Here is a 13,539-nt window from a genome sequence, read left to right on the forward strand (position 1 = left end):
CAACCGAATAACGCAAGCGAGGTGTCACCATGAACGATTTGTCTTCGATGATTGTCCCCGGCGTGCTCTGGGGTCTGGTGCTGTTTTCCGTGGTCAGCTGGGCGATCCTGCTGGTCAAGTCGGCGCAGTACCTGCGGCAGAAAGCGCAGAACAAGCAGTTCACTAAAGCCTTCTGGGGCGCGCCGGATCTGCTCACTGCTGCCGAACACGCCAGCCAGTATCCGGGCTCGCTGGCGCGCATTGCCAGCAGCGGTTTTGAAGCGCTACTGGTCGAGGATTCGCCGCGTACCACGCAACAACTGGCGCACACCATCAATCGTTCGGATCGCCTGGAACGCAACCTGCGCCAGCAGATCCAGAAGGAACGCCGCTCGCTGGAAAACGGCCAGGCGATCCTCGCCAGTATCGGCAGCACCGCGCCGTTCATTGGTCTGTTCGGCACCGTGTGGGGAATCATGGAAGCGCTGAAAAGCATCGGCGAAACCGGTTCGGCCAGCCTTGAAGCGGTCGCCGGGCCCATTGGTCACGCGCTGATCGCCACGGGTGTGGGTATCGCCGTCGCGGTGCCGGCGGTGCTGATTTACAACTTCTTCCTGCGCCGACTGAAACTGGCCTCGGCAGACATGGATGACTTCGCCCATGACTTCGACGCCCTCGCCTCGCGCAGTGCGTTTTCCATCAGCCGTCAGGCCATCGCCAGCAAGACCACTGCCGCCGTGCGGGAGGCCAGCTGATGTCGTTCTCCACTCAAGACAGCGATGAAGTGCTCAGCGAAATGAACGTCACGCCGCTGGTCGACGTGATGCTCGTGCTGCTGGTGGTGTTCATCGTTACCGCGCCGCTGATGACCAACGCGATCAAGGTCAACCTTCCAAAAACCGACGCCGTCGCCCCCGCCGAGAAAAAAGACCCGGTGGTGGTCAGCGTCGATCTGGACGGCAAGTTCTATCTGGCCAAGACCGAACTGGCCCCGGAATCGCTGGAGGCCAGCCTCAAGGAGGTCAAGGCCAAGGACAGCGAGGTGCGCGTGCAGTTGCAGGCCGACTCCGCCGTCAATTACGGCCAGGTCGCCAAAGCCATGGCGTCGATCGAACGCTCGGGCATTACCAAAATATCGGTGATGACCACCCACTGAATGCGGTGGCGGGCGCGCCTTGAGAGACACGCCCGCCACCGCTCGCTGACTCCCGTCGCAACCAGCCGACCGAAAAACGCCACGCGTCTTCGGAGGGGATCGGCTTGCTTGAAGAAAGTGGTTTTCCGCACGCGGTATCACCGATAGCGGAGCAATGAGGGGCTCACAAGGCCAATTCGATAACGTCTGAAAAGTCGGAAATAACCATGCTGATGAACACTCCACGCTTCACGCTCAAACCCTTGGTGGCAACGATTTCTCGCCACCGTTTTGTTCCGTTGTATCTGGTGGCCATGGGGATGGGCGCCGGCTCCGTACAAGCGGCTGAGGACGATAACGCTAGCGTCCCGGCGGCAGCGGCAGTGGTTGCGCCGACCACGCAACTGCAACGGGTGGAAGTGACCGGTTCGGCGATTCGCCGGGTTGATGCGGAAACCGCGGTGCCGATCACCATTCTCAAGGCCGATGAGCTGCGCAAACAGGGCGTGACCACCACCGCCGAACTGGTGCAGCGCATCACCGGCAGCCAGTCGATCAACAACAGCGCAGGCTCCGTGGGCGCGGCGACTGGCGGCGCCTCGTTCGCCGACATGCGCGGCATCGGCGCGAACAAGACGCTGGTGCTGCTCAACGGTCGACGCCTGGCCAACAACGCCTTGTCGGGGACCAACTCGGCCGGCGGCGCGGTGGATCTGAACATGATCCCGTTTGCCGCCATCGAACGCGTCGAAGTGCTGCGCGACGGCGCCTCGGCCTTGTACGGCACCGACGCCATCGGCGGCGTGATCAACTTCATCACCAAGAAATCCCTGACTGACGGCCAATTGACCCTCGGCGGCGAAACCCCGACCCACAGCGGCGGCGGTGCGACCAAGGACATGAGCGCCAGTTGGGGCTACGGCGATCTGGAGGAGGACCGCTTCAACGTCCTTGGCGTGTTCAACTACAACAAGCAGCAGAACCTCGACGCCAACGACCGCTCCTTCGCCACCGACTACGCCCCCGGTCGCGGTCTCGATCAGACTTCCGGCACCGCGTTCCCCGGCAACTACAGCCAGAACGGCAACGCCACCAACCCGTTGGCCAACAGCAATTGCAACGGGCCGAACCTGATCGCCCGCGACGGTTTGTGCCGCTTCAGCACCCGCGAGTTCATCGACCTGGTGCCGCAGACCGAGAAGACCTCGTTCTTCGGCAAGACCACCGGCAAGCTCGGCGACGATCATAACGTCAACCTGGAATACTTCTGGTCGCGCAACAACAACGCCACCGCCGTCGGCCCTGCGCCGCTGACCGGCCTGAGCCTGGACGGCTCATCGCCCTACTACCCCGGCAATGGCATCACCCCGGCACCCACCGATTTCGCCCTCGACCCAACCCAACCGGTCGACGTCAACTGGCGTGAAACCGCCGCCGGCCCGCGTGAATCGAAAGACCAGAACACCAGCCAGCGCTTTTTGCTCAGCTTCGATGGTCTGGTCGGCGGTTGGGATTACAACGTCGGCGCCTCGTACAACCAGAACAAAATCGTCTCCAGCGTCACCAGCGGTTATGTCAGCGATCAGGCGATGATCAACGGTCTGGCCAGCGGTTTGCTCAACCCGTTCGGCCCGCAGTCCGCCGCCGGGCAGCAGTACATCGACAACGCGGCGTATCACGGCGCCTATTCCACCGCTGTGGGTCGTGTAGCTGGTTTTGATGGACGTATCAGCCGTGAAATCGGCGACTGGTTCGGTGCCGGCCCTTCCGGCCTGGCGCTGGGCGGCGAGTACCGCAAAGAGAAATTCCATCAGGACTTCGAATCGTTTGCCGGCGACATCCAGAGCCTCGGCATCGACCCCGCCGGCAGTGTCGAGGGTGATCGCAGCGTGAAAGCCGCCTACGCGGAAATCAACGTGCCGGTGCTCGACAGCCTCGAACTGTCCGCCGCCGTGCGTCACGACAAATACAGCGACTTCGGCAGCACCACCAACCCGAAATATTCGTTCCGCTATCAGCCATTGAAAGAGCTGGTGGTGCGTGGTGCCTACAGCGAAGGCTTCCGTGCGCCGTCGCTGTACGAGCTGTATTCGCCGCGCAGCATCACTTACACCCAGGGCTATTACAACGACCCGGTGCTGTGTACCGGCGGCGTGGTGCAACCGGGCGGCAACGGTGGCCGCGATTGTGGTCAGCAGTTCCTCAACCAGATTGGCGGCAACGAAGACCTGGCCCCGGAGAAGGCGCGCAACGTAACCCTCGGCTTCGTCTATCAGCCGATCAGCAACCTGTCGGTGGGTCTGGATTTCTGGTGGATTCACATCTCCAACCAGATCCAGCCGTTCCCGGAATCCACCGTGTTTGATCAGGCCGGTTCCTACCCCGATCGCTTCGTGCGCAATGCCGACGGCACGCTCAACTACATCGTCACCGGCAACGCCAACCTTGGCATTGTCGAAACCAACGGTGTCGATGTGTCGCTGGATTACCGCTTCCCGAACACGCCGTACGGTCAGTTCGGTCTGGGCCTGCAAGGCACTTACGTTGACGAGTACGACTTCCAGAGCACCATCAAAGGCCCGTTCACCGACAAGGTCGGCGACTTTCAGGGTGACGGCGTGATCGCGCGCTGGAAGCACAACCTCACCGGCAGCTGGACCTTCGGCGCGGCCCGGGCAGCACTGACCAACCGCTTCACCACGGGTTACAACGACTACGACCGCGACACCCACGCACGCGTGGCGTCGTATTCGGTGTGGGACCTGTCGGCCGGCTACACCTTCAACAAGGTGCTGGATGTCGATGCCGGGATGAAGAACGTGTTCGACCGCAACCCGCCGTTCTCCAACCAGGCCTACAACTTCCAGAGCGGCTATGACCCGCGCTATACCGACCCGCTGGGCCGTACCTTGTTTGCGCGCATGACGTACCACTTCTAAAGAACGAGCACCGCAAAACCCTGTGGGAGCTGGCTTGCCAGCGATGGCGGTTTGTCAATGAAATGGATGTTGACTGACTCACCGCTATCGCTGGCAAGCCAGCTCCCACAAGGGTTCCGTGACCATTCAGGGATTTTGGGAGTGACTTCATGAGATTCATGCGCAACATGGCCGCTCTGCTAATAGGCAGTGCGCTGCTGTGCACCGGCACTTCGGCGCTGGCCAGCGGCAGTTATGCGCTGACGGTGTATGGCGAGGCGCCGAAGTATCCGGCGGGTTTCCGGCATTTCGATTTCGTCGACCCCAATGCGCCCAAGGGCGGTTCGCTCAGCCGCGCTTCGATGGAAATCGGCCAGTACAACTACATCAGCCCGTATGCCGATCAGGGCATTTCCGTGGTGCAGGTCAACGACTGGGTGTACTCGCCACTGGCGTTCCGTTCGCTCGATGAGCCGTACACCGTTTACGCATTGGTCGCGCAGCAGATCGAGCGCGACCCCGAAGGCTTGTGGGTGCGTTTCACCCTCAATCCAAAAGCACGTTTCGCCGACGGTACGCCGATCACTGCCGAAGACGTGCGCTACACCTTCAACCTGCTGATGACCAAGGGCAGTCTGAGTTATCGCCAGCAATACGCCGACGTGCAGGACGTGCTGATCGAAGGCCCACGACAGGTGCGCTTCACCTTCAAGAACAATCTCAACCGCACCCTGGCGCTGGACCTGGCGACGATGCGCGTGGTGCCCGAACACTGGTGGCAAACCCGCGACTTCGCCAATGGCGGTGGTTTCGAGCCACCGCTGGGCAGCGGCCCGTACCGGGTGAGCAAGGTCGACGCCGGGCGCAGCATCAGTTTCCAGCGCGATCCGGACTGGTGGGGCAAGGACCTCCCGGTCAGTCGCGGGATGTACAACTTCGACAGCCTCACGGTGAATTTCTACGGCGACACCGACGTCGCCCGGCAATTGCTGCAGGCCGGCGCATTCGACTACAACCGCGAGTTTTCCTCGTCCGGATACGTGGTCGGTTACGACAGCCCGGCGTTGCGCGACGGTCGCTTGCAGCAGTCGATTCTGGCGCCGGATAAACCCACGGCGGCGCAGGGTTTTGTGTTCAATCTGCAAAACCCGATCTTCCAGGATCGCCGCGTGCGTCAGGCAATCAGCCTGCTGTGGGATTTCGAGTGGACCAACAAACAGATGATGCGCGGCTTCTACGTGCGTCAGAACAGCTTTTGGCCAAAGAGCGAAATGGCCGCCACCGCGCTGCCTGATGCCGAAGAATTGAAGATCCTCGAACCGCTGCGCGGACAGATACCCGACGAGGTGTTCACAACGGTGTACCAGGCGCCGAAAACCGATGGCAGCGGCTACATCCGCGACAAACAACTGCAAGCGCTGAAGCTGCTTGCCGAGGCCGGCTGGACACCGCAACACAATCGTCTGGTCAACGCTGCTGGCGAACCGCTGGAGTTCACCTTTCTCGACGGTCAGGGCGGCTTCGACCGCATGCTGTTGCCGTTCAAACGCACCCTCGCGCAGATCGGTATCACGTTGAATCTGCGGCGCATCGATTCCGCGCAATACGTCAACCGTCTCAACGCCCGCGACTACGACATGATCGTCACCAGTTTCCCGCGCAGTGGCGATCCGATCGTCTCTCCCGGCCGCGAGTTGTACAGCCTGTACGCCTCGCAAAGTGCCACGCAAGTCGGCAGCTCCAACTCGATGGTGCTGGCCAGTCCGGCGGTCGATCAACTGATCGACGGGCTGGTCCAGGCCAACACTCGCGAGGCCATGGTGCATTACGCGCGCGCCCTCGACCGGGTGCTGCAATGGGGTTACTACATGATTCCCAACTACTACTCCAAAGGCACGCCGACGGTGTATCAGAACCGCTTCGGCATGCCGCCGGTGCAACCGGCGTACGACGAAGGCCTCAACACCTGGTGGGAGGTCTCGGCCAAGGCGTTGACCACCCAGCAGATGCACACTCAGCTCGCGGGGGGCCAGTGACATGTTGCGTTATCTGAGTCGACGTTTGCTGCTGATCATCCCGACGCTGTTGTGCATTCTGGTGGTGAATTTCCTGATTGTGCAGGCCGCGCCGGGTGGTCCGGTCGAGCAAGCCATCGCCCGCCTGCAAGGCTTTGGCGGGCACAGCATGGGCGGCGGTGGCGAGGTTGCTGCAATTGGCGGCGCCGGGCGCAGCAGCCGTGGCCTCGATCCGGCGCTGATTGAGGAGATCAAACACCATTACGGTTTCGACAAACCCATGCACGAACGCCTGTGGCTGATGCTGAAAAACTACGCGCAGCTGGATCTGGGCAGCAGTTTCTTTCGTGGCGCCAAGGTCACCGACCTGATCGTGCAGAAGTTGCCGGTATCGCTGTCGCTGGGCTTGTGGGCAACATTGATCACCTACCTGATTTCGATTCCGCTGGGCATTCGCAAAGCGATCAAGAACGGCAGTGCGTTTGATGTCTGGAGCAGCACGGCGATCATCATCGGCTACGCGATGCCAGCGTTCCTCTTCGCAATTCTGCTGATCGTGGTGTTCGCCGGTGGCAGCTACGTCAACTGGTTTCCAGTGCAGGGGCTGGTCTCGGACAATTTCGACAGCCTCAGCACGCTGGGCAAGGTCGGCGACTACCTCTGGCACCTGGTGCTGCCGGTGACGGCGCTGGTGATTGGCGGGTTTGCCACACTGACGATCCTGACCAAAAACAGCTTCCTCAACGAGATCAGCCGCCAGTACGTGATCACCGCGCGGGCCAAGGGTCTGACCGAGAGGCGCGTGCTCTACGGCCATGTGTTCCGCAACGCGATGTTGTTGGTGGTGGCCGGTGTGCCGTCGGCGCTGATCGAGGTGTTTTTCGCCGGTTCCCTATTGATCGAAACCATCTTCAACCTCGACGGCCTCGGGCGCATGAGCTACGAGGCGGCGGTGTCGCGCGACTATCCGGTGGTCTTCGGTGCGCTGTTTCTGTTCACCCTGTTCGGCCTGTTGATCAAGCTGATCGGCGACCTCTGCTACACCCTGCTCGACCCGCGCATCGACTTCTCGGCGAGGACTGCCTGATGTTCACTCTTTCCCCTCTCGGCCAGCGCCGTGTCGCGCAGTTCAAGGCCAATCGCCGTGGGCGCTGGTCGTTGTGGCTGTTTATCGGTCTGTGCCTGATTTGTCTGGGCGGTGAATTGATCGCCAACGACAAGCCGTTGGTGATCCGCTACCACGACGCTTTCTACTTCCCGATCCTCAGCGATTACCTGGAAACCGATTTCGGCGGGGAGCTGCCGTTTCAGCCGGATTACGCCAGCAATTACGTGCATAAACTGATCGAGGATCAGGGCGGCTGGATGCTGTTTCCGCCGATCCCGTTCAGCTACGACACGGTCAATTACGACCTCAGTGAACCGGCGCCTAGTCCGCCTTCTTCGAGCAATTGGCTGGGCACCGATGATCAGGCGCGCGACGTGTTGGCGCGGGTGATTTTCGGCACGCGGATTTCGATCCTGTTTGCGCTGATTCTCACTGGCATCAGTGCGCTGATCGGCATCGTTGCCGGGGCGTTGCAGGGTTATTACGGTGGCTGGGTCGACCTGCTCGGGCAACGGGTGCTGGAGATCTGGTCGGGGTTGCCGGTGCTGTACCTGCTGATCATTTTGTCCGGGTTCGTCTCGCCGAGTTTCTGGTGGTTGCTGGGAATCATGGCGCTGTTTTCCTGGCTGGCGCTGGTTGATGTGGTGCGCGCCGAGTTCCTGCGGGGGCGCAATCTGGAATACGTCAAAGCCGCGCGAGCGCTGGGCCTGACCGACAACGAGCTGATGTGCCGGCACATCCTGCCCAACGCGATGACCTCCACCCTCACCTACCTGCCATTCATTCTGACTGGCGCGATTGCAACGCTAACTGCGCTGGATTTTCTTGGCTTCGGCATGCCGGCGGGCACCGCGTCGCTGGGCGAACTGATCGGTCAGGCCAAGCGCAATCTGCAAGCGCCGTGGCTGGGGCTGACGGCGTTTTTTGCCTTGGCGCTGATTTTGTCTTTGTTGGTTTTCATCGGTGAAGCTTGCCGTGATGCGTTTGATCCAAGGAGCTGAGATGAACGACAACCTGATTGAAATTCGCGATCTGCGCGTGGCCTTCGCCGGGCAGGCAGTCGTGCACGGTTTGAACCTGGATATCCGCCGTGGCGAGTGCCTGGCGCTGGTCGGTGAATCCGGCTCGGGCAAATCGGTGACGGCGCATTCGATTCTGCGTTTGTTGCCGGGCAAGAACGTCAGCAGCAGCGGCGCGATCCGCTACAACGGCGTGGATTTATTGCACGCCAGCGAGCAGCAGATGCGCGGCTTGCGCGGCAACCGCATTGCGATGATTTTTCAGGAGCCGATGACCTCGCTCAATCCGTTGCACACGGTGGAAAAGCAAGTCAGCGAAGTGTTGGAGATTCACAAAGGCCTGAAGGGCCGCGCCGCCCGCGAACGGACGTTGGAGTTGCTGGAACTGGTCGGTATTCGCCAGCCATTGCAGCGTTTGAAAGCCTATCCGCATCAGCTCTCTGGTGGGCAGCGGCAACGGGTGATGATTGCGATGGCGCTGGCCAACGAGCCGGAGTTGTTGATTGCCGATGAGCCGACCACGGCGCTGGATGTGACGGTGCAGCAGAAGATTCTTGAGCTGCTGATCGAATTGCAGCAACGGCTGGGCATGTCGCTGCTATTGATCAGTCATGACCTCAATCTGGTGCGGCGCATCGCGCAGCGGGTGTGCGTAATGCGCCATGGCGAGATTGTTGAGCAGGCGGATTGCGAAGCGCTGTTTCGGGCGCCGCAGCATCCTTACAGCCGTTTGTTGATCGAGGCGGAACCCAGTGGTGCGCCGGTGCCGAGTGAGTACGATCACAACCTGCTCGAAGTCGATGATTTGAAGGTGTGGTTTGCGCTGCCCAAAGCGTTGTTCAGCCGCCAGCAGGATTACATCAAAGCGGTGGACGGGGTCAGTTTCACCCTGCAACGGGGCAAGACCTTGGGGATCGTTGGCGAGTCGGGTTCGGGCAAATCAACGCTGGGTCAGGCGATCCTGCGACTGGTCGAATCCGAGGGCAATATCCGTTTCGGCAACAAGCAACTGAGCCTGCTCAATCAGCGTTTGATGCGGCCATTGCGCCGGCAGATTCAAGTGGTGTTTCAGGATCCGTTCGGCAGCCTCAGCCCACGGATGTCGGTGCAGCAGATCATTGCTGAAGGGTTGCTGACCCATGGCATTGGCACCGAGGCCGAGCGGGAGGCGGCGGTGATTCGGGTGCTGAAGGAAGTCGGCCTCGACCCGCAGAGTCGCCATCGTTATCCCCACGAGTTTTCCGGCGGTCAGCGCCAACGTATTTCCATCGCTCGCGCACTGGTGCTGGAACCGGCATTGATTCTGCTCGATGAACCGACGTCGGCGCTGGATCGTACGGTGCAGAAGCAAGTGGTGGAGTTGCTGCGGCAATTGCAGATCAGGCATGGGCTGACCTATTTGTTCATCAGCCATGATCTAGCGGTGGTGCACGCGCTGGCGCATGACTTGATGGTGATCAAGGATGGCAAAGTTGTTGAGCAGGGTTCTTCACGCGAGATTTTCGCCGCGCCGCAACATCCCTACACCCAGGAACTCCTGAAAGCCTCCGGCCTCAAGCCCGCTGAAAAACCCTGTGGGAGCTGGCTTGCCAGCGATGGCGCCGGGTCAGTCAACATCCCCTTCTCTGACCCAGCGCTATCGCTGGCAAGCCAGCTCCCACAGGTATAGAGGTGATCCAAAAAATATTCTTCAGGCACTGCATCCAAACACCTCCGTCACGGGTAGTCCCTGTAACAGCCTCTTCGGCTGTCAGCGATCTACCCTTTTCGGAGAAACATACTGATGAACATCACCCAGTTGATCTGCCTCACCGGTTTGCTCACCGCCAGCGCCTCAACCTTCGCCCAAAGCAGCTACCCCGACGCGATCAAAGTCCCGGATGGCCACAAGATCGCGATGGAAACCACCGGCGTCGGCGAGATCACTTACGAATGCCGCGACAAAGCCAATATGCCGGGGCAAACCGAGTGGACGTTTGTCGGACCGAAAGCGGTGCTCAATGATCGCAGCGGCAAACAGGTCGGCACTTACTTTGGTCCACCTGCCACCTGGCAGGCCAAGGACGGTTCGAAAGTCACCGGCACACAATTGGCCGTGGCGCCGTCGACTCCGGGCAACCTGCCCTATCAATTGGTCAAAGCCAACCCGGCAGAAGGCAAAGGCGCGATGACGGGCGTGAGTTACATCCAGCGTGTCGCGCTCAAGGGCGGCGTGGCGCCGGGCAGCGAATGCACGGCGGCGAACAAGGGCAAGCAGGAAGTGGTGAAGTATCAGGCTGATTACATCTTCTGGGCGGCGAACTGAATTCTGGCAACACTGATAAACCCTGTGGGAGCGAGCTTGCTCGCGAAGGCGGAGTGTCAGTCAACACAGTCTTCTCTGACCGGCCGCCTTCGCGAGCAAGCTCGCTCCCACAGGGGGCAACTCAACTGTCTGGATGTTTGGGGAATGTGAGCTAGATTGCACGACATGCCTTTAGCCGAATCCGCTTTCGATTACGAAGCCCGTCTCGCTGCCTGTGCCCGTGGCGAGCGCGCGGCCCTGCGCGATTTGTATGTGCAGGAAGGTCCGCGTCTGCTCGGCGTGGCCAAGCGTCTGGTGCGCGACACGGCGCTGGCGGAGGACATCGTTCATGAGGCGTTTATCAAGATCTGGAACGGCGCGGCGGGGTTTGATCCGGCGCGAGGTTCGGCGCGTGGCTGGATGTTCAGCGTGACCCGGCATCTGGCCCTGAACCTGTTGCGTGATCACGGCCGGGAAACGTCATTCGACGAAGCTCACGAAGTGGCTGCGGACGATGACGGCTTCGATGCCCACGCTCATTCGACGCGTATCCACCGTTGCCTTGAGCAACTCGAGCCACAACGCCGCCAATGCATCCTCCATGCCTATGTCGACGGCTACAGCCACGTGCAAATTGCCGCGCGTCTCGACACGCCGCTGGGCACCGTCAAAGCGTGGATCAAACGCAGCCTCAACGCCTTGCGGGAGTGCATGGGATGACCACTGAATCGGCGCAGGACCGCGATGAACTGGCCGGCGAATATGTGCTCGGTACGCTTTCTTTTGAGCAGCGGATCGAGGTGCAGCGACGCTTGCCCAATGATCCCGAATTGCGTGCAGCGGTAGATGCCTGGGAACGGCGTCTGCTGGAGCTGACGGATATGGCTGAAACGCAACAACCGTCGGCGCAGTTGTGGCAGCGCATTGAACGCAGTGTCGGGCGCCTGACGCGACAGGCACCTTCAACTTCATGGTGGAACCTGCTGCCGCTCTGGCGCGGCTTGAGTGCGGCCGGACTGGTCGCCACACTGATTTTGGGCTCGATCCTGCTGACCCAGACCACACCGAAACCGAGTTATCTGGTGGTGCTGGTCGCGCCGCAGGATAAAGCCCCGGGCTGGGTGATTCAGGCCAGCAACTCTCGCGAGATTCAGCTGATTCCGCTCGGTGTGGTCGAAGTGCCGGCCGACAAGGCGCTGGAGTTCTGGACCAAGGCTGACAGCTGGCAGGGGCCGGTGTCGCTGGGGTTGGTCAAACCCGGGCAAGCCTTGTCGGTACCGCTGGACAAGCTGCCGCCGCTTCAGCCGAACCAGTTGTTCGAGCTGACGCTGGAAGGCGCCAATGGCTCGCCAATCGGCAAACCGACCGGGCCGATTCAGGCGATCGGGCGTGCAGTGAAGGTGCTGTGAGGCTCTGATCTGCGGCTTCTGGCAACCATCATCGGCGTCGATGTTCACCATCACGGCAATGAAGTTCTCATAAAAAATCTCCGGCGTAACATCGGCTCCATACCAACCAACAACACCCCGGAGCACACCATCATGAAACGCCAAACCCTTCTCGGCATCGCTTTCTCGGTCTTCGCTATCAACGCTTTCGCCGCTACCCCGGCCCACACCATGATCGCTGAAGGCGGCTCGGACAAACTGATCGAAAGCCGTGTGGCTGAAGGTGGGTCGGATCGTCTGATCGAACGCCGCGTCGCTGAAGGTGGTTCAGATCGTCTGATCGAACGTCGCGTTGCCGAAGGTGGTGCGGATCGTATGATCGAACGTCGCGTTGCCGAAGGTGGTTCGGATCGTCTGATCGAACGCCGCGTTGCCTGATGATTGGCTGTAAGCGCAACACCCCAGAGAAACCCGGCTGCCCTGGCCGGGTTTTTTATGTCTGTGTGTTTATCTCGCCTTGGCCATGCAGCGCTTGTAGCGCTCGTCCACGCGCTTGGCGAACCATGCTGTGGTGAGTTTTCGGGTGATCTTCGGGCTCTGCAGCACGATCCCCGGCAACACCGCACGCGGCAGCTTTTTCCCCTCCGCTTGCTCCGCCAGTTCGAATACCCGCTGATAGAGTCTGGTCTCTTCGAACTCCAGGGTTTTGCCCTTCTCCAGCTGATCGCGAATGGTCGGGTTGCGCATGCCCAGCGACTTGCCGAGGGTGCGCACCGCCAGCTCCGTGCCGCCAGGCATGATCGCGTCGTAGCGGATCAGATCGCCATCGAGCGCCAAAGGAATACCGGAAGCACGGCTCACCGCGTTTTGAAATGCCGCGTTGCGACTGGCGTACCAGCCGGCGTTGAAATCGGCAAACCGGTACAACGGTGCGCGATAACTCACCGGATAGCCGAGCAAATGGGCGATACCGAAGTACATGCCACCGCGCCGGCTGAACACTTCACGGCGAATCGTGCCGTCCACCGGATACGGATAATCCTTGGCGTGCTGTTCGGCAAATTCGATGCTGACCTGCATCGGCCCGCCGGTGTGCACCGGGTTGAAGCCACCGAACAGCGTCCGGCCCATCGGCACCCGGCCGATGAAGTCGTCGAAAATGCCACTGAGTTCTTTTTCACTGCGCGCCGCACTCAGACGTTCGCTGTAGGTCTTGCCGTTGGTTGAGCGCACTTGCAACGCGCCGCTGACCAACAGGCTGGGGATGTGCACTTTAGCGGCACGTCGGTCGATTTCGTCGCGGGCGATTTTGCCCAGGCCGGGCACCGTGGGGTCGGCCTGGAAGGTCGATTCCTGCTCGGCCACAGCCAGCACCGAGCAAATATTCTGCGTGGTCGGGCTGATGTTCTGCGCGGCAAATGCGGCGTAGATATCGGTGGCCCAGCCTTGGCGATCAGCGGTTTTTGCCGGCATCAGCCGGACGATTTCGGCCTTCACTTCAGCGGGTGCACGAGGCACCGGCTCGGTACTGCGCTGCCCCGCGCAACCGGCGAGGGTCAGCACGGCGGCGAGGGTCATGAGTAATCGCATGTTGCTCCATCCAGTCCACTAAGCCAGAACAACCATACACAATCCGTGTAGGGGCTGCCGCAGGCTGCGATCTTTTGCCTTTGATTTTCGGGGTGATGACAAA

At 60.8% G+C, this 13,539-nt stretch carries 11 protein-coding genes and 1 pseudogene; 11 read left to right on the top strand and 1 reads right to left on the bottom strand.

Translation table 11 applies throughout. The annotated features are described in order from the left end of the window. Window positions 1-47 precede the first annotated feature (47 nt). The 11 genes and pseudogenes from ACZ0A4_RS13485 to ACZ0A4_RS13535 form a co-directional block, all read left to right on the top strand. Window positions 48-734 (top strand): MotA/TolQ/ExbB proton channel family protein, encoded by a 687-nt coding sequence (locus ACZ0A4_RS13485; RefSeq protein WP_371857975.1) that lies wholly within the window; start codon window positions 48-50, stop codon window positions 732-734. Then, window positions 734-1,135: an ExbD/TolR family protein gene (locus tag ACZ0A4_RS13490; protein WP_463575118.1), complete on the top strand. Its 402-nt coding sequence runs from the start codon at window positions 734-736 to the stop codon at window positions 1,133-1,135. The genes ACZ0A4_RS13485 and ACZ0A4_RS13490 overlap by 1 nt, the downstream gene beginning before the upstream one ends. A gap of 206 nt (window positions 1,136-1,341) precedes the next feature. Further along, window positions 1,342-4,053 (top strand): TonB-dependent receptor, encoded by a 2,712-nt coding sequence (locus ACZ0A4_RS13495; protein WP_463575119.1) that lies wholly within the window; start codon window positions 1,342-1,344, stop codon window positions 4,051-4,053. A gap of 149 nt (window positions 4,054-4,202) precedes the next feature. Then, a complete protein-coding gene (locus ACZ0A4_RS13500; RefSeq protein ID WP_463575120.1) occupies window positions 4,203-6,068 on the top strand; it encodes an extracellular solute-binding protein in 1,866 nt (621 codons plus the stop codon). A 1-nt stretch (window position 6,069) separates the two neighbouring features. Further along, a complete protein-coding gene (locus tag ACZ0A4_RS13505) occupies window positions 6,070-7,134 on the top strand; it encodes a microcin C ABC transporter permease YejB (RefSeq protein ID WP_016983984.1) in 1,065 nt (354 codons plus the stop codon). Beyond that, window positions 7,134-8,156 (top strand): ABC transporter permease, encoded by a 1,023-nt coding sequence (locus ACZ0A4_RS13510; RefSeq protein ID WP_150731467.1) that lies wholly within the window; start codon window positions 7,134-7,136, stop codon window positions 8,154-8,156. The genes ACZ0A4_RS13505 and ACZ0A4_RS13510 overlap by 1 nt, the downstream gene beginning before the upstream one ends. Window position 8,157: 1 nt before the next feature. Beyond that, on the top strand, window positions 8,158-9,843 hold the full coding sequence (locus tag ACZ0A4_RS13515) for an ABC transporter ATP-binding protein (protein ID WP_463575121.1): 1,686 nt from the start codon (window positions 8,158-8,160) through the stop codon (window positions 9,841-9,843). Between the two features lie 114 nt (window positions 9,844-9,957). Beyond that, on the top strand, window positions 9,958-10,479 hold the full coding sequence (locus ACZ0A4_RS13520; protein WP_158953310.1) for a DUF3455 domain-containing protein: 522 nt from the start codon (window positions 9,958-9,960) through the stop codon (window positions 10,477-10,479). Between the two features lie 165 nt (window positions 10,480-10,644). Next, window positions 10,645-11,178 carry a sigma-70 family RNA polymerase sigma factor gene (locus tag ACZ0A4_RS13525; RefSeq protein ID WP_463575122.1) on the top strand — a complete coding sequence of 178 codons (534 nt, stop codon included), beginning with the start codon at window positions 10,645-10,647 and terminating at the stop codon, window positions 11,176-11,178. After that, entirely contained in the window at window positions 11,175-11,867 is a 693-nt protein-coding gene (locus tag ACZ0A4_RS13530; RefSeq protein WP_463575123.1) for an anti-sigma factor, read from the top strand. The genes ACZ0A4_RS13525 and ACZ0A4_RS13530 overlap by 4 nt, the downstream gene beginning before the upstream one ends. A 132-nt stretch (window positions 11,868-11,999) precedes the next feature. Continuing rightward, window positions 12,000-12,281: pseudogene (locus ACZ0A4_RS13535) on the top strand (hypothetical protein); the annotation flags it as partial. 72 nt (window positions 12,282-12,353) lie between these two features. Here ACZ0A4_RS13535 and ACZ0A4_RS13540 read toward each other — a convergent pair. After that, on the bottom strand, window positions 12,354-13,436 hold the full coding sequence (locus ACZ0A4_RS13540; RefSeq protein ID WP_463575124.1) for a DUF1615 domain-containing protein: 1,083 nt from the start codon (window positions 13,434-13,436) through the stop codon (window positions 12,354-12,356). Window positions 13,437-13,539 lie beyond the last annotated feature (103 nt).

The organism is Pseudomonas sp. AC172 (assembly GCF_979258595.1).